The sequence below is a fragment of the Rhizobium sp. No.120 genome (assembly GCF_054558365.1).
The window spans coordinates 780,046-802,059 of record NZ_BAAJNQ010000001.1 but is presented as its reverse complement, the minus strand read 5'-3'; the positions used below and the strand labels follow the sequence as shown (position 1 = coordinate 802,059).

22 protein-coding genes are annotated in these 22,014 nt (G+C 59.9%); 3 read left to right on the top strand and 19 right to left on the bottom strand.

All coding sequences use genetic code 11. The features are described 5' to 3' along the window. Positions 1 to 7: 7 nt before the first annotated feature. From ACYJRZ_RS03965 to ACYJRZ_RS03900, 14 genes are all read right to left on the bottom strand, one after another. The gene (locus ACYJRZ_RS03965) at positions 8 to 730 is read right to left on the bottom strand and encodes a PAS domain-containing protein (RefSeq protein ID WP_459456287.1); all 723 of its coding nucleotides are present in this window, start codon (positions 728 to 730) and stop codon (positions 8 to 10) included. A gap of 270 nt (positions 731 to 1,000) precedes the next feature. Then, a complete protein-coding gene (locus ACYJRZ_RS03960) occupies positions 1,001 to 1,933 on the bottom strand; it encodes a lipid A biosynthesis lauroyl acyltransferase (RefSeq protein ID WP_459456285.1) in 933 nt (310 codons plus the stop codon). A 5-nt stretch (positions 1,934 to 1,938) separates the two neighbouring features. Further along, positions 1,939 to 2,967 (bottom strand): zinc-binding dehydrogenase, encoded by a 1,029-nt coding sequence (locus ACYJRZ_RS03955; protein ID WP_459456283.1) that lies wholly within the window; start codon positions 2,965 to 2,967, stop codon positions 1,939 to 1,941. 54 nt (positions 2,968 to 3,021) lie between these two features. Beyond that, complete coding sequence (locus ACYJRZ_RS03950) at positions 3,022 to 4,302, bottom strand: beta-ketoacyl-ACP synthase (protein WP_459456281.1); 1,281 nt, start codon at positions 4,300 to 4,302, stop codon at positions 3,022 to 3,024. A gap of 10 nt (positions 4,303 to 4,312) precedes the next feature. Further along, the gene (locus tag ACYJRZ_RS03945) at positions 4,313 to 5,518 is read right to left on the bottom strand and encodes a beta-ketoacyl-ACP synthase (protein ID WP_459456279.1); all 1,206 of its coding nucleotides are present in this window, start codon (positions 5,516 to 5,518) and stop codon (positions 4,313 to 4,315) included. Positions 5,519 to 5,561: 43 nt separating this feature from the next. Beyond that, on the bottom strand, positions 5,562 to 6,035 hold the full coding sequence (locus ACYJRZ_RS03940) for a 3-hydroxyacyl-ACP dehydratase FabZ family protein (RefSeq protein ID WP_459456277.1): 474 nt from the start codon (positions 6,033 to 6,035) through the stop codon (positions 5,562 to 5,564). A 122-nt stretch (positions 6,036 to 6,157) separates the two neighbouring features. Next, on the bottom strand, positions 6,158 to 6,436 hold the full coding sequence (locus ACYJRZ_RS03935) for an acyl carrier protein (protein WP_041677496.1): 279 nt from the start codon (positions 6,434 to 6,436) through the stop codon (positions 6,158 to 6,160). Between the two features lie 193 nt (positions 6,437 to 6,629). Then, on the bottom strand, positions 6,630 to 7,058 hold the full coding sequence (locus tag ACYJRZ_RS03930) for a L,D-transpeptidase (RefSeq protein WP_459456275.1): 429 nt from the start codon (positions 7,056 to 7,058) through the stop codon (positions 6,630 to 6,632). 118 nt (positions 7,059 to 7,176) lie between these two features. Further along, a complete protein-coding gene (cbiB, locus tag ACYJRZ_RS03925) occupies positions 7,177 to 8,157 on the bottom strand; it encodes an adenosylcobinamide-phosphate synthase CbiB (protein ID WP_459456273.1) in 981 nt (326 codons plus the stop codon). Positions 8,158 to 8,159: 2 nt separating this feature from the next. Then, positions 8,160 to 9,152 (bottom strand): threonine-phosphate decarboxylase CobD, encoded by a 993-nt coding sequence (gene cobD, locus ACYJRZ_RS03920; RefSeq protein ID WP_459456270.1) that lies wholly within the window; start codon positions 9,150 to 9,152, stop codon positions 8,160 to 8,162. Then, positions 9,149 to 10,456, bottom strand: a complete 1,308-nt coding sequence (locus tag ACYJRZ_RS03915; RefSeq protein WP_459456268.1) for a cobyrinate a,c-diamide synthase — start codon at positions 10,454 to 10,456, stop codon at positions 9,149 to 9,151. Before ACYJRZ_RS03915 ends, cobD begins: the two co-directional genes overlap by 4 nt. Next, positions 10,453 to 11,301 carry a uroporphyrinogen-III C-methyltransferase gene (gene cobA, locus ACYJRZ_RS03910; RefSeq protein ID WP_459456266.1) on the bottom strand — a complete coding sequence of 283 codons (849 nt, stop codon included), beginning with the start codon at positions 11,299 to 11,301 and terminating at the stop codon, positions 10,453 to 10,455. The genes ACYJRZ_RS03915 and cobA overlap by 4 nt, the downstream gene beginning before the upstream one ends. A 280-nt stretch (positions 11,302 to 11,581) precedes the next feature. Further along, positions 11,582 to 12,541 (bottom strand): nucleoside hydrolase, encoded by a 960-nt coding sequence (locus ACYJRZ_RS03905; protein ID WP_459456264.1) that lies wholly within the window; start codon positions 12,539 to 12,541, stop codon positions 11,582 to 11,584. A 161-nt stretch (positions 12,542 to 12,702) separates the two neighbouring features. Beyond that, positions 12,703 to 13,107: a cobalamin biosynthesis protein gene (locus ACYJRZ_RS03900; RefSeq protein WP_459456262.1), complete on the bottom strand. Its 405-nt coding sequence runs from the start codon at positions 13,105 to 13,107 to the stop codon at positions 12,703 to 12,705. Positions 13,108 to 13,254: 147 nt separating this feature from the next. On the opposite strand from ACYJRZ_RS03900, the gene ACYJRZ_RS03895 reads away from it, so the two are divergent. The 3 genes from ACYJRZ_RS03895 to ACYJRZ_RS03885 all read left to right on the top strand — a co-directional run bounded on the left by ACYJRZ_RS03895 (position 13,255) and on the right by ACYJRZ_RS03885 (position 15,308). After that, complete coding sequence (locus ACYJRZ_RS03895; RefSeq protein ID WP_459456259.1) at positions 13,255 to 14,040, top strand: TSUP family transporter; 786 nt, start codon at positions 13,255 to 13,257, stop codon at positions 14,038 to 14,040. A 102-nt stretch (positions 14,041 to 14,142) separates the two neighbouring features. After that, positions 14,143 to 14,508 (top strand): nuclear transport factor 2 family protein, encoded by a 366-nt coding sequence (locus ACYJRZ_RS03890; protein ID WP_459456257.1) that lies wholly within the window; start codon positions 14,143 to 14,145, stop codon positions 14,506 to 14,508. Beyond that, on the top strand, positions 14,505 to 15,308 hold the full coding sequence (locus ACYJRZ_RS03885; RefSeq protein ID WP_459456255.1) for a helix-turn-helix domain-containing protein: 804 nt from the start codon (positions 14,505 to 14,507) through the stop codon (positions 15,306 to 15,308). Before ACYJRZ_RS03890 ends, ACYJRZ_RS03885 begins: the two co-directional genes overlap by 4 nt. Positions 15,309 to 15,322: 14 nt before the next feature. Here ACYJRZ_RS03885 and cobO read toward each other — a convergent pair whose 3' ends face one another. Genes cobO through cobU form a run of 5 tightly spaced genes read right to left on the bottom strand, consistent with a single transcriptional unit; the run spans position 15,323 to position 21,934 of the window. Continuing rightward, complete coding sequence (gene cobO, locus ACYJRZ_RS03880) at positions 15,323 to 15,967, bottom strand: cob(I)yrinic acid a,c-diamide adenosyltransferase (RefSeq protein ID WP_459456253.1); 645 nt, start codon at positions 15,965 to 15,967, stop codon at positions 15,323 to 15,325. Next, the gene (locus ACYJRZ_RS03875) at positions 15,964 to 16,563 is read right to left on the bottom strand and encodes a dimethylsulfonioproprionate lyase family protein (RefSeq protein ID WP_459456251.1); all 600 of its coding nucleotides are present in this window, start codon (positions 16,561 to 16,563) and stop codon (positions 15,964 to 15,966) included. The genes cobO and ACYJRZ_RS03875 overlap by 4 nt, the downstream gene beginning before the upstream one ends. Further along, positions 16,560 to 20,345, bottom strand: coding sequence for a cobaltochelatase subunit CobN (gene cobN, locus ACYJRZ_RS03870; RefSeq protein WP_459456249.1), 3,786 nt, complete (start codon positions 20,343 to 20,345; stop codon positions 16,560 to 16,562). The genes ACYJRZ_RS03875 and cobN overlap by 4 nt, the downstream gene beginning before the upstream one ends. 9 nt (positions 20,346 to 20,354) lie before the next feature. Further along, positions 20,355 to 21,404 carry a cobalamin biosynthesis protein CobW gene (cobW, locus tag ACYJRZ_RS03865; protein ID WP_459456247.1) on the bottom strand — a complete coding sequence of 350 codons (1,050 nt, stop codon included), beginning with the start codon at positions 21,402 to 21,404 and terminating at the stop codon, positions 20,355 to 20,357. Between the two features lie 5 nt (positions 21,405 to 21,409). Next, positions 21,410 to 21,934, bottom strand: a complete 525-nt coding sequence (gene cobU / locus ACYJRZ_RS03860) for a bifunctional adenosylcobinamide kinase/adenosylcobinamide-phosphate guanylyltransferase (protein WP_459456245.1) — start codon at positions 21,932 to 21,934, stop codon at positions 21,410 to 21,412. Between the last annotated feature and the right edge of the window lie 80 nt (positions 21,935 to 22,014).

Here is a 22,014-nt window from a genome sequence, read left to right as displayed (position 1 = left end):
GGCAGGTTTAGGCCACCAACATACCCGCGGGAACGGCGATGATCTCGTGCATGACCATCAATGCGCCGATTACTTCTTCCTTGGCACGCAACGGAGTTATGGTGCAGCGAAACACCTTGCCCGGTTCGACTTGCCGAAAGGAGGGATAAAGACACTCCACCTTTTCGCCGGCAAAGCAGGCATCGAGCTTCGCCTTCAGACTGATTTCGAAATCTTCCGAACCGACGAATTCCGAGATGTGGCGCCCTACAAGCCCCATCGGGTTCGATTTCAGAAACTCCGAATTGGCTGCGTTGCTGTAGAGATAGCGATAATCTCTTGTGACGACCGCGACGCGATTGGGCAAATTGTCCAGAATGACATCATTCAGAACGCTGCCTTCCTCGAAACCGAGCGTATCGTCCCGATCGATTTTCTCGCTCGAAAAGACCCGAAAAACTTCGCCTGCCGCCTCACTCGCGCCGCCGAAATACCGATCGATCAGCGCCGAAAGCGACGCAGAGTTGCGCAGAACCCGGGAACGATCATCCGCTTCTTCGCGGATGAGATTGTTCATGAACTGGAGCTGCATGTAGATTTCAAGCAGACTCGCGGCCTTGTAGGCCAAGATAGCTGCGATAAGCGGCTCCAATTCACGATCGAGCGATGCCACAAGCTCGTCGTCGCCAAGTTTTATCGCACGCTGAATCTGACTACATTTCATGGAGAACGCATGAAAGAGTGCCAGCAAAATTGCCCTCCTGTCCCTGACCATGACAGGACGCAGGGGCCTCGTTTCCCGGCGCTGGCATGCCCAAGGATATTCAGCTTGGTGTCCGCATTCTCACCAAACTTTCTATATGTGAATTAACATGACTTACTTAGACTTTCAATCGGGATGAGCCGAAGTTCTCGGGAAAGGAGAACTTTATGAAAAACAAGGCTTATAAGCACAATGACTGGATGAAGACTGGATGCGGGAATGCGGGCAGAACTGCAGCTAGCGCATGTCAAAACCGGCTTAGAAAACGCTTTTCTTGATGTTCCAGCGATCATGATACCAGAGCCATTGCTCGGGATTTTCCCTCACCCAGCTCTCGACCTTGTCGTTCAGCATCTGCGCCGTCGCGGTCAGATCAAGAGCGCCGGCCTCATTGCGCGGCATCTCCAGCTTCGGCTCAATCTCCAGCCGGTAGCGATTGTCAGGCAGGCGAATGCAACGGGCCGGATAGACTTCGCAATTGAACTGGCGCACGAGCTTTGGCAGCAGCGGGTTCGTCTTCACATCGCGGCCGAAGAACAAAGTCTTCAAACCCTTACGGAATTTCTGATCGACCAGCACACCGACACCGCGTCCTGCCTCCAGCTCTCTGGCGAGAGCGAACGAGGACCCTGCATGGGACGGCACGAGGTTGCCCATGCGCTTGGCGCGAAAGTCGAAAACCTTCTGGGCGACATAGGGATTGTTCGGCGGGCGAAAGAGAACGGTGACCGTCAGACCGAATGCAGCGCCGGCGACTGGCAACAGCTCGAAATTCCCGGTATGTCCCGTAAAAACGATGAACGGGCGCGGATTGTCCCTGAGATCGAGAAAGATCGGAATACCGGAAACTTCGATGCGGCCAGGCTTGTCGCTAAAGGGATCGAAGTCGAAAAGCCGGTCGAGAAAGACATATTCCGCTGCCAGTCGCCCCATATTGCCCCAGCTGGCACGCGCAATTTCCTCGATCTCTGCCTCGCTCTTTTCGGGAAAGGCATTGCGCAGATTGGTCAGCATCAATTGATGCCGGCGCATGCGCGGACCGATCTTGCGGGTCAGCCAATCGGCAAAGTTGATGCCTGCATCCGCCGGAAACAGCTTCAGAAAATTGAGGAAGCCGAAAATGACCTGCGCCACCAGCCATTGCTGGAAATTTCTGAGCGCGAGGACGATCCGGGTGATGAAAAGCTTCACGCAGCTCAGTCCATCTTCAGGATGATCTTGCCGAAGATCTGGCGCGATTCCATCCGCTCCAATGCCCGGTCGATATCATTGAAACCGACTTCGGTATCGATCACGGGGTGAGCCAGTCCCCGCGCCATCTTCTGCATGGCATTGGCCATGTTCTCCATACGGCAGCCGAAGGAGCCGAGCAACTTCAGCTGCTGCTGGAACAGCATCATCAGGTTCATTTCTGTCGAAACGCCCGAGGTCGAGCCGCAAGTGACGAGGCGGCCGCCGCGCTTCATGCAGAGCATAGAGCCAGCCCAGGTATCCTTGCCGACATGCTCGAAAACCACGTCGACGCCTTTCTTTTTAGTCAGCTTACGCACAACGCCCTCGAAGCGGTCGGTGCGATAATTGATGACGTGATCGGCGCCGAGTGCTTTGGCCTTCTCGATCTTGTCGTCGGAACCGACTGTCGTGATGACTGTGCAGCCGATCTTCTTAGCAAGCTGGATGGCAGCCGTACCGATACCCGAGCCACCGGCATGAACGAGGATCGTTTCGCCCGGTTCCAGCTTGGCATTGTCAAACAGCATGTGCTCGACGGTACCGAAAGTCACCGGAGCAAGGGCGGCACCCACCGCATCGACGCCGGGAGGCGCCGGAACGAGCAGACGAGCCGGAAGATTGACCTTCTCCTGCGCGAAACCATCCAGATGGAATCCATGCACACCGCCAACATGTTCACAGAGATTATCGCGTCCTTCGCGGCAATGGCGGCAAAGACCGCAGGTGCGCGCGCCGTAGATCGATACGAGCTGACCCGGCAGGACATTGGCAACGCCCGGGCCGATCGCTTCGACCACGCCGGCAGCCTCCGCACCGATGACAAGCGGCATCTTGCGCTTGGCGAAGGCCATGCCGCGCCAGCCCCAGACGTCGATATGATTGAGGGCGACGGCCTTGACGCGCAAGGTCACTTCACCTGCACCCGGCGCCTCTGGCTCCGGCAGATCGGTGATCTCAAGTTTGCGGTCGTCGATCAGTTGCAAAGCACGCATGGCAAAGTCCCTCGCCCCTCGGGCGCAGTTATATCCTGTTTTTCAGATGTCCGCTTAAGCCGGTTCAAGCGCCATGACAAGGCTGGCATTCTGACCGCCGAACCCGAAAGAGTTCGAAAGGACGGCATTCACCTGCTTTTCACGCTTCTTGTTCGGCACCACGTCGAGGACGATCGACGGATCCGGATTGTTGTAATTGATGGTTGGCGGCAATGTGCCGGTCAGCATCGTCTGTAGCGAGAACACCGCCTCAACTGCACCCGCCGCCGTCAGCGTATGACCGATCATCGACTTGTTCGACGAGACTGGAATGGTCGGAAGCCGCTCGCCGAAAACGGCGGACATCGCGCCATATTCCATCTTGTCGTTTTCCGGCGTCGAAGTGCCGTGAGCATTAATGTAGCCGATATCGGCCTCTGCCATGCCGGCATCGGCAAGTGCCGCCCGGATTGTCGCAATCGCCGGGCCTCCGTCCGGCGAAGAGCGCGTGCGGTGGAAGGAATCGGCCTTGTCCCCCGCACCCTTCATGATGCCGAGAATCTTGGCGCCACGCGCAACTGCCGCCTCCAACGATTCCAGCACCAGCGTCGCCGCCCCTTCGGCGATGACGAAGCCGTCACGATCCCTGCTGAACGGCTTGGAAGCCTTGGTCGGCGGATCGTTCTGCGTCGACAACGCCGACAACAACGAGAAGCGGATCAGCGCCTCGGCGCTGAGCGAACCGTCGGTAGCAACAGTCAGTGCTCGCGTGGTGCGTCCCTGACGGATAGCTTCGATGCCCAGCTGAATGGCCGTCACGCCCGATGCACAGGCCGTCGACAGCGTCACCGGCAGGCCCCGCGTGCCGAAACGATCGGCAAGGCGCTCGGAAATGGCGCCAAAGAGAGCGGCTTCATGGAAGAGCGGGTCCGGGCGCTGGCGCATGGTGGCAAGGAAGCGTTCATAGGCATCGCCCTCGTGATCTGCCGGAGGAGAGCGGTCGGCCAACTCGAAACGGGCACTCCATTCGGGTTCGATCGGCGGTGCAGCCAGGAAAAGCGGCGCGTCGAAATCGCCGAAAATCCCCGCCTGAGCCAGAGCTTCAATGGTCGTTTCACGGGCGAAGGCGTAGGAGCGCTCGACGGCGTTCGGAGCGGGAATATCGATGAAATCCACCGTGCCGGCGATCCGCGTCGACAGCCCGTCTGTCGGGAAGCGCGTAATGCCGTGAATGCCCGACGTGCCCGAAGACAGCGCATTCCAGTTATCCTGCAGGCCCTGCCCCAGCGACGTGATGATCCCCATGCCGGTGACGGCGACGATCGGGCGTCCGAGATGATCCTTATAAGCGGTCATATCCTGTTCCTCACGCTTCGGCTGACAGTACGGCGATACCTTCGCCGCGCGCATGGCCAACGGTTGTTACCACGGCATTGCGTGCGCCCGTCGCCATCGGCTTTTCATGCGCGGCATCGAAGGGCGGCACCTTGGCTTTGTTGGCGACGGCGAGTGCGGCGAAGGCGAGCCCCAGCGGAAATTGGCTTTCCAGCCCATGCCCGGAAACCCCGGAATAGGCACGGATGGCCGCCTCCGGAAGCTGCGCTTCGATCACGGCCTTTTCGCGCTGAGCGAGATCGGGGATAGCCGTCGTGCCGGAGAAGACGACCGTCGCGTCGCCGGACGCCTGCTTGGCGGGCGCGAGCATGCGCTCCAGCCGTGCTTCGAACTTGCCGTCGTCGCGCCGACCGCGATCGCCCTCGACCGCATCGATCGTCGCATAGATATGGGCCCCGCGAGCTTCGGCATGCGCACGTGATTCAAGAACAAGGAAGGCGCTCAGCGAGCCCATGATCATGCCGCCGCCATCTTCCGGCTTGCGCGACCAGATAGGATGCCAGTCACCGATAACATGCGCATTGATCGACTCGATCAGCAGGATCATGTCTAGCCGCTCGGCGGAAAATGCGCCGCCCACGAGAGCATGGCTCGATTCGCCCGACTTGATGCGATGAAAAGCGGTCTCGACGGCCGAAATACCGGAGGCCTCTTCGCCCATGAAAGTGCGCGACGAACCCGTCACCTTGTGCACGATCGAGATATTGCCGGCAAGCAGGTTCGAAAGCTGGGCTAGGAACAGCGTCGGCCGCAATTCGGTCGTCAGCTTCTCGTTCAGGAGCAGTTCGCGATCATTGCGCTTCAGGCCTTCGTTGACGATCAGCGTGTCGACATTGGTGTCGCGCTCGCCACCCCCGGCCGCGACGATCATGTCCATGGTGCCGCAGGCTTCTAGATCATCCTTGAAGCCGGCATCGTCAAGAGCGAGACCGGCGGTGAAGACGCCGATGCGCTGCCAATTTTCCATCTGCCGCTGATCGCCGCGCTTCGGGATCTGCTGCGACCAGTCGATTTCGGGCAGCGGATGCACGGGATAGGGCTTGAACTTTTCGGTTTCGACGATAGTCGCCGGCGCCTTGTCCGCTTTCAGCAGGGCGACATGCGCGTCCTTGCCAACGCCGTGGCAGGTAACGATGCCGATACCCGTGATGACCACATCATTCTGAGCCTTGCTCATTCATCAATCCTCTTCGAATGCGGCGCCGAACAAGCCGGCAGCATCAACCGTTGGCGGCGATGGCGTCGAGAAGTCCGACCTCGCCTGCCCGCTTGCGCACGATATCGCCGAGCGGCACCTCATTAAACGGCATGGTGCGCAGCTTCAACTGCGCATCGCAAACCTTCTTTCCGGCAATGGTAATACGCGCCTTGGTCACGGCGAAGCCTGAACCCTCGTGTTCCAGATCCGCTTCGATATCGAGTTCCGCTTCCGGCTCCACAAACGTCCGCATCTTGGCGCCATCCACCGACATTAGGAACGGCATATAGGCAAATTTTGTCACCGCAAGCACGAGCATGCCCGAAGCCTGCGCCATCGTTTCGATAAGGAGAACGCCGGGGACCAATGGCATGCCCGGGAAATGACCTTCGAAAACAGGGCTTTTCGCCGGAACGACGGAATGAGCCTTCAACTGGCCCTTCGACAGATCGACGGACTCGACCCTGTCGATCATCTGGAAATATTCCAGCAGCATCAACGCCTCCGATCCAACCCGGCAATGCAGGATGCGCCGGGCGGGATACGCTATTTAAGAATGAAACCGCCCGGCCGCCATATTCAAAGGCGGCTGGGCGTCAAAAAATCCAAGGATGTCGCTCAGCCCTTGGCGGCGCGCAGCTCATCGATCTTGGCACAGAGGTTCTTCAGCACGAAGTACTCTTCGGTCGAGACCTTGCCTTCATTGACTTCCTGCGTCCACTTTTCCAGTGGGATCTTGATGCCGAATTCCTTATCGATCGCGAAAACGATATCCAGGAAGTCCAGGCTGTCGATGCCGAGGTCGTCGATCGTGTGGCTATCCGGGGTGATGGTGTCACGGTCGATTTCGCTGGTTTCAGCGATGATGTCGGCAACTTTGTCAAATGTAGCAGTCACTGCCCATACCTCTTGAAATGATAATTCATCCCCCTCATAGGGAAATCCATTCCAAAAGCCAATGGTTTCCACCAGAAACCCCGGCAATTTGGCAAGCCACTGTTGCGCAAACAGCAAAATAGCAGTTGCGTCACAATGACGAAATTATGTGCGACATGGACGCGAGGTGCGGCAGCATTGCGGCCGCCAGAGATCATTCGCTGATCACGATACGCGTATTGTGAAGCCCGGCGTCTGCCGCCATCGCAATGAAGGTGGCAGCATTACGAGTATCTAGCCGCACGCAGCCATGCGATGCAGGCCGGCCGAGCCGCCGCACCTCATAGGTGCCGTGAATGGCATAGCCGCCGTTGAAAAATACTGCATAGGGCATCGGCGCATCGTCATATTTCTTCGAGCGATGATCCTTCGACAGCCATTTGGCGGTATAGGAGCCGATGGGCGTCACATACCCTCTGCGGGCCGTCGACACTCGCCAACGATACTTCAGAGCTCCATCCTCTGAAACGGTCATTGTTTGCGATCGAAGATCGACCACCGCAACGACAGTTCCGGCATGAGCCGAAACAGTGCTGAATTGCATGCATAGACATGCCGTTACTGCCAACGCGATACGCTTCATCTTGCCCCTCCGACCGTTTGCTTCCTCTCGAAGCAATTCAGACGATGGGAGAGTCTACCGCTATGCCAATTATACCAAATTAATACATATAGTGAGCGATTGCTTAATTTAGAGACGCTCACAAGAGCAGCAGGAAACCTAGGAGAGCGAGAAGCGTCAGCATCGTGCAGGCGGAATAGAATATGGAAATGCCGGCTTCGATATCGTTGACCGTAGCGGTATCGCGGCCCGCTCCGTTGATCATCGGCTCACGCACGAGCTCGCCGCCATAGATTCGCGGGCCGGCGAGCTGAATATCGAGAGCACCGGCCATGGCCGCCTCCGGTCTGCCCGAGTTGGGCGAGCGATGCAGCCCGCCATCACGCACGGCAATGCGGATCGCATTTCCAAGCGCGGAGATTCCGCGCTTCACCAGAGCGCCGGCAGCAATCAACAGAATAGAAAGGCGCGCGGCAGGCCAATTGGCGATATCGTCGAGAAGCGCGGCAGCGCGTCCGAAATCGACATAGGTCTCGGACTTATGGCCGATCATCGAATCAGCGGTGTTGAGCATCTTGTAAAAAAACAGGCCCGGAAGCCCGAAGAACCCGTACCACAGGGCCGGAGCGACGACGCCGTCGGAAAAATTCTCGGCAAGGCTTTCGATGGCCGCACGGCAGATACCCGGCTCGTCCAGCGTCTCGGGGTCACGACCGACGATGCGCGACACGGCAATACGGCCGCCTTCCAAGCCATCGGAACGCAAAGCCCGCGATACCTCGCCGACATGATCGGCAAGGCTCTTTTGCGCCATAAAAACCGCCACCAACCCCGCCTCTACCAATATGCCGAGCCAGCCGAAAAAGGCGAGAAATCCATGAATCGCCCAGCCCGCGATGGCAGCGCCCATCAGCAATGCGACGATCGACATCAGCCCATTACGACGACGAAGGACGCTAGACAGATGCTTTGCATTGAACCGGTGATCGAAAGCCGAAATCGCCTTGCCAAACAGTACGACCGGATGTGGAAAGCGCTGCCAAAGCCAGTCGGGATCACCGACGAAGCGGTCGAGCAGCAAGGCAAGAACCAGAATGAGCAAATGTTCGTCGGCGGTCATGTCTAATAATCCTCTAATACCCCGGCGAGTCTTTGATCTGCCTCCTCATCAGGAGCGAGTCCGAAGCGCAGCCAATTGCGGGCGTAATCGAACTTGCGGACGAGAATATGGTGGCGGCAGAGATGCGTATATATGCCCTCGGCGCGGTCGTCTGCAACCAGTGCAAAAAGGGCACTACCTCCCGCTACATGCAGCTTCGAACGCCGCAGAACCGTCACCAGCGCCGAATGCCGCTGAAGAATGCGGCTTCGGATGACGCTTGTATCGCTTTCCATGAGCGACGCCGCGATCGAAAGGGCCGGCCCGGAAACCGCCCAAGGCCCGAGCCAATCCTCGAATCTTATCAGGATCGAAGCTTCGGCAATCACGAAGCCAAGACGCAGACCGGCGAGGCCGAAAAACTTTCCGAAGGAGCGGAAGATAACGAGGTTTGGCATCGAGGCGGCAAAGGGCGCCATGCTTGCTGCCGGTTCGATATCGCCGAAGGCCTCGTCGACCAGAAGAAGACCGCCGCGCTCGCGCTGCCTGTCATGCAGCTCCCGCAATTGCTCGGCGGGCAGCACCCGCCCGTCAGGATTGTTAGGATTGACGGCAACGACCAGCCTGTCATCGGCGGTGAGCTCGGCCATCGTCGAAACCTGGTGGACATGCAAGCCGGCCAACGTGAAGGCACGCGCATATTCACCATAGGTCGGCGCGAGGATCGCGACGCTACCACCGGGCACCAGCCTCGGAAGCAACTGAATGGCGGACTGCGTGCCGGGAACTGGCAAAGGCAGAATATCGCCGCTGCGGTAATAGTTCCTCGCCGCTTCCCGCGCCCGCTCCTGCAAATGTTGGTCAGGCAACCTGTGCCATGCCGCAACGGGGATTTCCGGCAATGTAACCGGATTGGGATTGATGCCGGTCGACAGATCCAGCCAATCCTCCGGTCGCCCGCCATATTGGCGTGCCGCAGCCGTAACGCCGCCGCCATGGACGATCCTGTTGGTCATCCGGCGCCACCGGCAAGGTCGATTAGATGCATGTAAGAGCCGGCAACATTGCCGCGCTGCAGGCCGGCCGTACCCAGATCATCATTGAGCGCATCCCTGACAGCAAACAGGCGGTCCGCCTCGCCTTCCGATACAATGGTCGAATAATGAAACTCATGCGCCGTCATCGGCTTGTCGAAGAAGGAGCCGGCTAGCGGCGCCACGTGTCGATAGCCGAGATGACGCTGTCGTTTCTCATAGCTGGTAACGACGGGTAATAGGCCCAGCATTTCGTGGCGCGCACCCGCCGCATCCACAAGCCCCTCGCCGAGCACCATGTATCCGCCGCATTCGCCATAAATGCGCGCGCCACGCGAGGCCGCCGCCCTCACGCCATCCCGGAAATGCTGAGCGGCGGCGAGCTTCCCAGCGTGCAATTCCGGATAGCCGCCCGGCAGATAGATCGCATCCGCATTGGCCGAAGGAGCATCATCCGCAAGCGGAGAAAAGAAGGATATTTCCGCACCACGCCGCTTCCAGCCGAGCAGCATATGTTCGTAGCAGAAGGCGAAGGCGATATCCCGTGCCACGGCAATGCGCTGGCCGAACGGCATAAGTCGCGCGATATTGGCCGCTGAAGTGCGAACGAGATGCTGTTGCGCGGCTCGCAAGAGCAGCTCGAAATCGCAGGCTTTCGAGACGACCTCGGCAGCCGCCTCGATAAACTGCTCGAGCGCCCCATGCTCGCCCGCCTGCACCAGGCCGAGATGCCGCTCCGGCAATGCCAAGCTTGCATCGCCGCGGATAACGGCGACGACGGGCATACGCACCGCATTCAGCGCTTGGCGCAACATCGTCTCATGCCTGTCGCTGGCAACGCGATTGAGCACGACACCGGCAATACGGATATCGGCGCGAAAATTGGCAAAGCCACTGACGACGGCCGCAAGAGACTGCGACATACGCGAGCAGTCGACGACGAGCACGACGGAAAGGCCAAGCAAGGCGGCGAGATCGGCCGGCGTGCCTTTGCCATCGGCAGCGCCATCGAAGAGCCCCATCATCCCTTCGATCACAAGCATGCGCCCGCCGGCCCGATGAAGCGCGGCATTCGCTGAAATAAGTTCAGCGCGCATCGCCCAGGGATCGAAATTGAGGCAGGGCGATCCCACCGCCGCGGCATGAAAGGCGGGATCGATATAATCAGGTCCGGCTTTGCCGGGTGCGACCGCAACACCCCTGTTTCTCAATGCCCGCAGCAAACCAAGCGTGAAGGTGGTTTTGCCGGAACCTGACGAGGGTGCAGCGATCAGAAGTCCACTCATGCCGGCACCTTGCGTCCGCGTTCGCCGGGCCTTTCGCTCGGCAGTACTAGCGTGCGGCCGGAAAGCGCGCCCAGCCAGTCAAGCGATGGCCGCAGTTTCACCACTTCGCCGATCACGACGATAGCCGGCGGCTCGAGACCGGAAGCTTCGACGTCCGCGGGCGCGGATCCAAGCGTCGTCTCCAGGACTTGTTGAGAGGATGTCGCGGCATTGCACACGAAGGCAACTGGTTCGTCCGCCGAACGTCCGGCAGCAATGAGATTGGCGCTGATCTGAGCAATGTGCTTCATCGCCATATACATGACGATGACGGGCGACCCCTTGCCGATCGCTTCCCAGTCGACCGCGTCTGGCACAACGCCGGACGAATCATGGCCAGTCAGGAAAGTGACGGCGTGGTTGACGTCGCGATGAGTAACCGGAATGCCGGCATAGGCAAGGCCACCGATCCCAGCCGTGATGCCAGGCACAATGCGAAAGGGAATGCCATGCTGAACGAGCATCAGCGCCTCCTCGCCGCCGCGCCCGAAGACGAACGGGTCACCGCCTTTCAAACGCAGAACGCGCTTGCCGGCCCGCGCCAATTCCACCAGCCGCAGGGAAATATCCCGCTGCTTGGCCGATGGCTTGCCGCCGCGTTTGCCGGCATATTCCACCACGGCGCCCGAGCGGGCGAGTTTGAGGCAATCTTCATTGACAAGCGCATCGTGCACAATGACATCCGCTTCGGCCAGGCCCTTAGCGGCCAGCAGGGTCAAAAGCCCCGGATCGCCCGGCCCAGCACCGACGAGCCAAACGGACCCCGGCTCCAGGGCCGGCAGGGTGGAAAAAGCGGTATCGTTCATCCCATGTGTCCTATGCCCGGACGGGCGAAATTGCAATGTTGAGAACGGGATAAGCGATCTCGATTCGACATCACTCCCGCTGCAAACATTACGTCACATATCCAGCCAGCATGAGCGGCAGCACGATATAGGCTTTTCCAAAGGCGACAGGAGAAAAAAGCACATCGATCGCATGGCTTCCGGACTCAATATATCCGAATTCATACAGGGTGCTCATGGCACTGGAGGATCGCCTCTCGTTAATTGTGGAAGGGGCTCATTTGGCCCCTTCACGGGAAGCTTAAATCTTCACCTTGTCCAAAATCACATCGCGGATCAGGTCGAGAACCTGCTGCGAGCGAATGCCGGTGCAGGCGATCTGGCTTGGCAGATTGTCCCAATCGCCCGGCGGAAAGTGGCGGCCGGCTGGCTTGATGACAGTCTGGCCATCGGCAATGCCGCCGCAGACAACGCGGATCGGTCCCTCGATCGAATCGAACAGCTCCGGCGCCACGACATAGACGCAAGCGCAGCTATCATGGACCATCATGCCGTCTTCGACCGCATGCTTGTAGAAATCGATGTAGGACTGCGACAGGTCGGCCAAGAGCTGCACCGAGGGACCGCCCGCTTTCGCCATATCGGCGAGATAGCTGCGGCTCATGGTCGTTACCGACGTCACGTCGAGACCGACCACGACCACCTTCCAAGCTCCCGTCATGACGAAATCGGCAGCTTCCGGATCGCCGTGAATATTGGCTTCGGCGACGGGAGAGACATTGCCCGGCACATAGAAATTGCCGCCCATGATGACGACGCCCTTTACGAGCTTAGCAATGTCCGGATCGTGCTTCAGCGCCAGCGCCAGATTGGTCATACGGCCGACAGCGACCAGGGTCACCTCGCTCGGATGGGCGCGAACCGTATCGATGATGAACTGATAGGCCGGCCGCGGATCGGTCTCCAGGTCGATCGTGTCAGGCACATCGATGTCACCGAGGCCGTTATGACCGTGAACCATCGTCGGCCATGAGCGCTCGCGCCGCGAAGGATCGAAGGTAACGCTGGCGCCGCGCGCGACCGGGCACGGAATATTCCACTCGCGCTTGAGGAACAGCGCGTTGCGGGTCGTCGTATCCACGGAGGCATTGCCGAAAACCGTCGTCACGCCGAGAAGGTCGATACCCGGGTGACGATGCAGAAAGAGAAGCGCCATGGCGTCATCGACGCCAGGATCGGTATCATAAATGACCTTATGCATGATTTTTCCTTACCAACATACTGAATAAGCTTGATCTTTCGAAATTTACTTCGCTTGGGACCAGTGCTTGGCCTACCGGCATACACGAGAACAGGCCGTGGTGAAATGCCGTCGGGATCTCCTGCGGATCATTTGCGAGACTTGCGTTGCGAATTCGCTGCTCAGGCAATCCTGGCGATCGCCGCCGTCGCAAAGCCGGACTTGATCTTGGGCAGCACGAGCTCCGAATCCGGGCCGGCTGCGGCCAGCGCTGCGGCCTCGGCGACACCGTGACAACCGACATGCGCGAAAACAATCTCGGACGGGTTCTTCAGCCTCGGCGTCTCCCGCTCCAGCGCAGCCGCCTTGAAGAAGCGTGCTGGAAGGCGAAAATGTGTGGCGGTCTCGAGGATGGCTGGTTCATCCATGCGCGTGTCGATCGATACAACGGCCAGAACCTGATCGCTCCCGATCCCGACCTCCTGGAATGCTCTTTCCGCAAGCATTCGCACCTCATTCCAGTCCGTACCGCGCTCGCAGCCAAGACCCAGGAGATACCGGCGGGTGGAATTGGCATATGTCGTCATAGTCGCTCCCAACAGCGTCGACCGATATCACAGCTGTAGCGGGCACCTTTCGACACGTCAATTTCGCCTGATGTGTCCTGATAGCAATTGCCTTGCGGCGATCGAAGTGCCAGAAGGCCGCTGATTTCCCGCCTCCGAGTCCCCGCCTTGCCAGACATCACATTTCAACTGCTGCTTTTGCTCTTTGCCGCTGCGTTCTTCGCCGGTTTCGTCGATTCCATTGCGGGCGGCGGCGGGCTGATTACCGTGCCGGCCATGCTGCTGGCCGGCATTCCGCCGCTGCAGACCCTCGGCACGAACAAGGTGCAGTCCATCTGCGGCGCGGCTTCCGCTACAATCGCCTATGCGCGTCAAGGCCACGTGCAACTTCGCGAACAGCTACCGATGGCGGCGATGGCTGTGATCGGAGGCATGCTCGGCGCGATGCTTGCGACCATCATGCCGAGCCAGGTTCTGCGCATCATCCTGCCCTTCCTTCTGATCGCGATTGCGCTCTATTTCGCCCTGAAACCCAATCTCGGCGATGTCGAAAAGCATCGGCGCATGAGCGCCGAACTTTTCGGCGTAACGTTCGTGCCATTGATCGGCTTCTATGACGGCGCCTTCGGTCCCGGAACCGGCTCCTTCCTGATGCTCGCCTTCGTCACACTCGCTGGCTTCGGCCTCTTGAAGGCAACGGCGCATACGAAGCTGCTCAATTTCGGCTCGAATCTCGGTGGCCTGATCGTCTTCATCTCCTCCGGCGCCATCCTTTGGAAGGTGGGTCTGACGATGGGGCTCGGCCAATTCCTCGGCGCCCAGCTCGGTTCGCGACTCGCCATGCGCATTGGTGCGAAACTGATCAAGCCGCTGCTCGTAATCGTCTGCATAGCCTTTGCGATCAAGCTACTGGCGGACCCCAGCCATCCCGTCAGGATCTGGCTCGGTCTCTAAAAAAACGGACCTTTGATTACCTCTGACGTAATTGATAGTGCTTCGGTACGCGCCGATGATCGCCTTGCCTGAACGGTTCAGGCGATCCAAAGGAGTTGACCGATGACCGATGCGAACACCATTGCAGACCGCTATATCGCCATCTGGAACGAGGCCGATGCCGACCGCCGGCGTGCGCTCATCGCCGAGGCATGGACGGAAGACTGCAGCTATGTCGACCCGATGATGCGTGCCGATAACCGCGAGCAGATCCACGCACTCGTCACCGCGGCGCACAAGCGCTTCCCCGGCTTCCGTTTCACCCTCATCGGCGAAGGCGAGCGTCACGGCGATAATCTCCGCTTCTCCTGGGGTTTCGGCCCGGCCGATGCGGAACCGCTCATTAAGGGCACGGATTTCGCCATCCTCGAAGGCGAGCGACTGAAGTCTGTTCATGGCTTCATCGATCAGCTGCCGGTTGCCGCATGATGAACCCGGCCCGCTCTTTAGGCGATCATCTGCGCGAATGGCGGCAGCGCCGCCGCCTGAGCCAGCTCGAATTCGCCCTAGAAGCCGATATATCGCAGCGACATCTGAGCTTCATCGAGAGCGGGCGGGCGCTTCCAAGCCGCGAGATGCTGATGCATCTTGCCGAACGGCTCGGCGTTCCCTTGCGCGAGCGCAATCCGATGCTCCTGGCGGCCGGATTTGCGCCGGTCTTTCCAGAACGCAAGCTGGATGATCCGGCACTTGCTCCGGCACGCCGTGCCATCGACATGCTTCTGAAGGGGCACGAGCCCTTCCCGGCTCTGGCCGTCGACCGGCATTGGACGCTGATCGCTGCCAATGCCGCCGTCACTCCGCTGCTTGCAGGAGTGACCGATATCTCGTTGACGGAAGGGCCAATCAACGTCCTGCGTCTAAGCCTGCATCCGCATGGCCTAGCGCCTCGGATCTCCAATCTACCTGAATGGCGGGCACATCTCTTGGAGCGCCTACGCCAGCAGATATCGGCAACCGGCGATCCCGCCCTCATAAAACTACTTGCGGAACTGTCCGCCTACCCTGCGCCAGCGGCATCGAAGTCGGCGGCTCCGGAACGGGATTTCGCCGCCATCGCCATACCTCTGGAGCTTGTCACCGAAGCGGGACATCTGTCACTTCTGTCTACTACGACGGTCTTCGGAACGCCCGTAGATGTCACGCTATCGGAACTCGCGATCGAGTCCTTCTTTCCCGCGAATCCGCAGACGGCGGAAGCGCTGAAGGCAATGCTGCCGGGCGGCTGACGCCCGCTAATCGATCAGAATTCCACGCCCGGCTGCCCCTTAATGCCGGAGCGGAAAGGATGCTTGATCAATTCCATCTCGGTGACGAGATCGGCAATCTGGATCAGCTCTTCCTTCGCATTGCGGCCCGTCAGGACCACATGGGTCATGTAGGGCTTCTCGTTCTTGAGGAACTCAAGCACGTCGTTGATGTCGAGATAGTCGTAACGAAGCGCGATATTGATCTCATCCAGCAGCACCATAGAGTTGCGCTCATCCCGGATCAGCTCCTTGGCCTTTTCCCAGGCAGCAGAGGCCGCTGCCACGTCGCGAGCACGGTCCTGCGTCTCCCAGGTGAAACCTTCGCCCATAGTGTGGAACTGGCAGATATCGGAGAAATGCTTCTCGATGAGGTCGCGCTCGCCAGTCCACATGGCACCCTTGATGAACTGCACCACCGCACTCGGCTTTCCATGGGCGATGTGGCGGAAAATCATGCCGAAGGCGGAGGAGGATTTTCCCTTGCCCTTGCCTGTGTGGACGATGATCAGGCCCTTCTCATCGGTCTTGGTCGCCATGATCTTATCGCGCGCGGCCTTCTTCTTGGCCATCTTGTCGGCGTGACGGGCGTCGTGGCTCTTCGGGGCGTCCGCGCCGGTTTCGGCCAATTCGTCGTTCATTGCATTCTCCCTGATATAATTGATTTCTGCGCCAGCGGCCCCCCGCGCCAGAGATACAGCGCGACAAGCGGCTGGTCTTCCGTGCGCATGGCGTGGCGGATATTCGAGGGGTGATGGATGATCTCGCCGGACCAGCGCGGCAGAAACGGCTGAGCGTCCTTGCTCCAGAGCGAACCGTCTGTCAAAGGGATATAGATTTCCTCGGCCGTATGATGATGGTCGGGATAATGCACCTCTGGCCCGAGCAAAAGAAAACCGCCGGCCATCTCTTCGCTCGCAAAATGGCCGCGTGTGCCGAACAACTCGACCCAGCCATATCTCTCAAGGAAATCCGTGCCGAAGTCGATGATGCTATAGGTCTGGGCCCAATGCAGTTCGTTCGCGGCTTGAAAGAGCTTGTCGAACAGCACGCCTTCTGCATCATTGCCCGGCCGAGCATGCTTGCGAAGATAATCGACGACGGGCAAGTCATGCGTCGCAAGTGAGCGCTGTTGCGCCGGCCAGTCAAAGCCTTCGATGAAATGCTGCAGCATCGGATCGCTACGCGACAGCAGATAATCCCGAAAGCCAGCCAGAAGCCCGTCGACCGCACTCATTCTGCCGCGTCCTTGCCCTTATCCAGGCTTTTCAGATCGAACTGCGCTGAATTACTCCTCGGAGTCCAGAGCTGGCGATCGATCGCTTCGAGCAGGCGCTCCTGCATCTCCTTGAGCGCAGCCGGATTCTTCTCCGCTATGAAATCACGTATGCGCTGATCGACGATGAAGGCCTGGTAGACGGCTTCGAAATGATGATTGCGCACAGCACCCGTTGTCGCGGCAAAGGCAAAGAGATAATCGACCGTCGCCGCGATCTCGAAGGCGCCCTTGTAACCATGGCGCATGATGCCCTCGATCCACTTGGGATTGACGACGCGCCCGCGGACCACGCGGCCGATCTCCTCTTCGAGCGAGCGGATCATAGGCGTCTCCGGTCTCGAATGATCGTTATGATAGATCGAGGGGCGCGCGCCGCCAAGCTGCTCGGCCGCCGCCGCCATGCCGCCCTCGAACTGATAATAATCGTCGCTGTCGAGCAGATCGTGCTCGCGATTGTCCTGGTTCTGAACGACCGCCTGGATCGAACGCAACCTCTCCTCGAAAACGCCGCGTTCGGCTCTTCCTTCCTCGCCCGCGCCATAAGCATAGCTGCCCCAGACTAGATAGGCTTCGGCCAAGTCGGCACGCCGCTCCCATCCCTTCTCATCGATAAGCGCCTGCAGACCGGCACCATATGCTCCGGGCTTGGAGCCGAAAATGCGATAACCAGCGCGACGATTGGCGGACGCCGTATCCAGGCCAGCTGCCTCAAGCCGCCTGATCTCGCCGCGCATGCGCGCCGCAATGGGATTATCTGTCGTATCTTCATCGAGCATGCCGACGGCGCGGATTGCCCTATCGAACAAGGCTATCTGCTCGGGAAATGCATCACGGAAGAAGCCGGAGATGCGCAGCGTGACATCGACACGCGGCCGCCCAAGCATGGCCGGCGGGATGATCTCATAACCGGTCACTCGCCGAGACGTCATGTCCCAGACGGGTTTGACGCCGATCAGCGCCAGCGCCTGCGCAATATCGTCGCCGCCCGTGCGCATGTTCGATGTGCCCCAGGCCGTCAGTCCGAAGGAAACGGGCCATTCACCATGATCCTGAACATAACGGCGGATGAGCAATTCGGCCGATTTCTTGCCAAGCTCATAGGCGGCCGGCGTCGGAACCGCACGGCTGTCGACCGAATAGAAATTGCGCCCTGTCGGCAGAACATCCGGCCGGCCACGCGTCGGTGCGCCGGATGGGCCAGGCGGCACGAAACGGCCATCGAGGCCTTTGAGCAGAGCCGAGATCTCCGCATCGCCGCAAGCGAGGATGGAGGGCTGGAGCTTTGAGGTGATTTCGTCGAGAACCATGCGGGTGTTCGGCCAGCCGTCGGGGCAGACTATGTCGCCATCCACGAGTTTCGCGGCCAGAAGTTCGATGCGCTCGACGGTGTCGCCCTGGGTGCGCCAGGGAGCGTCCGAGATGTTTTGGAGAATCGTGGGGCGCGGGCCTATCCATTTGGCGGCCATATCGCAATCCAAAGGATCGAATCGCTTGTTCGGAGAGATACCCTCCACGCCCGCGAACGCATCCCACGCAATCGCCCGCTGCAAGCTCTGGTCACCACCCTCGCCCAGTCCGCGCGGCACCCTGGCCAGCGCCACCGTCAAATCCGTCAGCAGCCGTCCCGACGGCGAAACGCCGAAGACGTGCAATCCGTCGCGAATCTGCATTTCCTTGAGGTCGCAGAGATAGGCATCAAGTTTGCGCAAAGCCTCGTCTTCGCCCTCGCCCTTGGCGATGCCCGCATCCTGATCCAGCCCGATATCGGCGACGAGATCGAGGATTTGCTTGCGCAGCAGACGGATGCGGCGGGGATCGCCGCCCGAGGCCTCGTAATATTCGTCGACCAGCGCTTCCAGATCCTTCAGCGGACCGTAGCTTTCGGCTCGCGTCAGCGGCGGCGTCAGGTGATCGATGATGACGGCGCTCGTGCGACGCTTGGCCTGCGTACCCTCGCCGGGATCGTTAACGATGAAGGGATAAAGGTTCGGCAGCGGCCCGAGGATCGCTTCCGGATAGCAATTTTCCGACAGCGCCAGCGCCTTGCCCGGCAGCCATTCGAGATTGCCGTGCTTGCCCATGTGGATGACCGCATGCGCATCGAAGGAGTGGCGCAGGAAGGCATAGAAGGCGAGATAACCGTGCGGTGGCACCAGATCGGGAGAGTGGTAGCTCTCCTTTGGATCGATATTGTAGCCACGGGCCGGCTGGATACCGACAAGCACATCGCCGAAGCGGGTGAACGGCAGGGCAAAGCCGTTACCGAGTGCGTAAGGGTCCGCCTCCGCCTCGCCCCAGCGCGCCGTAATCTCATCCTGAATCTGTTTGGGAAGCGACGAGAAGAAATCCTTGTAATCGCTGAAGGAAAGCCTCTCGCGTACCAGGCGTCCGTCATGCCCCGAATTCGTGGGACCTTCCGCCAGGTGCCGCATCAGCGCATCGCCATCGGCAGGCAGATCGGTAACGCCGTAACCCGCCGTCTTCATCGCCTTCAGCACCTCGATCGTGCCTGCCGGCGTATCGAGCCCGACACCATTGCCGAGACGCCCATCGCGATTGGGATAGTTCGCCATAACAAGCGCGACGCGGCGATCACCGGGAGGTGTATTACGCAGCCGCGCCCAATTGGCAGCGAGCCGCGCTGTGTAGCGCATGCGATCCTCAAGCGGTTCGCTGGCGACGATATTGGCCTCAACCCTTTCGTCATAGCGGGCGGCAGCCTTGAAGGACACGGCGCGGGCAAGAACGCGTCCGTCGACTTCGGGCAAAGCCACATTCATGCCGAGATCGCGGGCCGAAAGCCCCTGCGAGGATGCCCCCCACGCCTCCTTCGATGAAGCAGAGAAGATGGCTTGCAGAACCACGGCATCACCCGTTTCCATCACCGTCGCCTGACGATCCGCGCCAGGCGCCGAAACGGCAAAGCCGGTGGCATTGATGACCACGCCCGGCTTCAGCTCCGTGAAGACGCTTTCGAGAATGCCGACGGACACGGCATCCTTGAGGCTATAGGCAAAGACCGGCAGTGGCCGCATGCCCTCAGCGACAAGCGCCTCTATCATGGCTTCGACGGGCTTGGTTTCACCGCTCTGTACGAGGGCGCGGTAGAAAGAAATGGCGACCGTCGGAGGTTCGAGTCCTACAGGGGGCGCCACCTCTAACCTCGAAACTCTCCGCCACTCCTCCACGCCGATCACGCCCTTGCCCGGCCACCAGATGCCGGCCTTCATCAGAGGGACGGCTGGCATCGGCTTCTCGGCATCAGAGAGTATCGCTTCGGCATAGGCGAGAAACGCCCGCGAATTCGCCTCCCCACCCTCGATCAGATAGGACCAGAGCGCGTTGAGATCATCGAGCGCGACGTTGGAGAATGGCGTCAGCCCGGGATCCGGCTTCGAATCCCCCGGCAGCACCGCAATCAAGGCATCCTGGCGCGCCGCGCAAGCGTGCAGCGCTTCCAGAGCATAATGGAAGTAACTCGCCCCTCCCAGCGCCCGCACGATGATGAGCTTCGCATGCCGGGCGGTCCTGTCGACATAGGTATCGACGGACATCGGATGCTTGAGGCTCATCAGGCTCGCAAGCCGAAGGGAACGGTCGCCCTCGCCATGCGCTGCGGCAATCGCCGCAAGCTCGGTATCGGCAGCCGATAGAAAGAGGATATCGCCGGGCGACTGCCCAAGGTCGATCGCCTCCTCGCCGTCGCTGATCGTTCCCTTTTGAGCTAGGAGAAGGTGCATGGATTTCCCTTAGATCAATGCTACGATCGCCTTGCGAACAATCGACTCGTCCATCTCGTGCAGGCCGATCACCACCAACCGGGTCGCGCGGGCTTCGCCCGTCGTCCAGGCGCGATCGAAATAGGTATCGATGCGGCTGCCGACGGCCTGAAGCTGCAAGCGCATCGGCTTGCCGGGTACATCGACGAAGCCTTTCAGGCGCAGCACATCATATTCCGCGATCACGCTCTTCAGCGCATCGACGAAAGCGGCCGGATCGGCAATCGGACCAAGCTCGACAACGAAGCTGTCGAACTCGTCGTGGTCGTGCGGCGTCCCATCCTCGTGCTCGAGCTCGTGATGCGATTTGCGGTTGACGATATCGTCTTCCGTGCCGATGCCGAGGCCGAGCAGCACGGCGGCCGGAACATCACCGTTCTTCGCTTCGATAATCGTCGGCTTGCGGGCCGTGCGCGAGGCAACTTCGGCGCGCACGCGGCCGAGACCATCGGTGTCGATCAGATCGGTCTTGTTGAGCACGATCAGATCGGCGCAGGTCAGCTGATCCTCGAAAAGCTCTTCGATCGGGCTTTCATGATCGAGCGAGTCGTCCTCGACGCGGGCGGCCTCGACAGCGTCGTGATCGTCGGCGAAGCGGCCGGCGGCCACGGCGGCGCTGTCGACGACGGTGATCACGCCGTCGACGGTGACATGGGTGCGGATGTCGGGCCAATTGAAGGCGGCGACCAGCGGCTGCGGCAGCGCAAGGCCTGATGTTTCGATGACGATGTGATCCGGGCGCGCATCACGCTCCAAAAGCTTCGTCATGGTGGGAATGAAATCATCGGCAACAGTACAGCAGATGCAACCGTTGGTCAGCTCGATGATGTCGTCTTCCGTGCAATTCTCCGCGCCGCAGCCCTTCAGCACGTCGCCATCGACCCCGAGATCGCCGAATTCGTTGATGATCAGCGCGATCTTCTTGCCGCCGGCATTCTGCAGGAGGTTGCGGATCATCGTCGTCTTGCCGGCTCCCAGGAAGCCGGTGATGACGGTGGCGGGAATTTTTTCCTGGTTCATATGCATCAACCCTTCATTTTCAGCGGCAAGCCCGCTGCGATAAAATAAACTTCAGCACTTACCGCCGCGACCATCTGGTGCAGGCGGCCGGCATGGTCGCGAAATTCGCGCGCCATGCGATTTTCCGGCACGATTCCCAAGCCTACCTCGTTGGAAACGAGAACAAGCCTTGAGCGTGCAGTCGGCAGAAACGCAGTCAAAGCGGCAAATTCCACCGCCATATCCCGCTCCGCCATCATTAGATTGGTCACCCAGAGCGTCAGGCAGTCGACAAGCACCGCCCGCCCCTCCGCGTCGATAGCGGCAAGGTGCCCAACGAGATCGACCGGCTCCTCGTGCGTCTGCCATAGATCGCCGCGGTCGGCCCGATGCTTGGCGATGCGCTCGCGCATCTCGTCGTCCCATGCCTGCCCTGTCGCCAGATAGTGACGTTCGAGACCGGTATCCGATACCAGCGATTCGGCAAACCTGGATTTGCCGGAGCGCGCGCCACCGAGGACGAAGACCGCTTGGGAAATTGAAGCCGACATGCGTTATGCCCACGCCCGTGCGGAAGCGAGGGTCGGCAGCACGGCGCTGGAACCGGGAAACGGGCGTCTACACGCCGAAA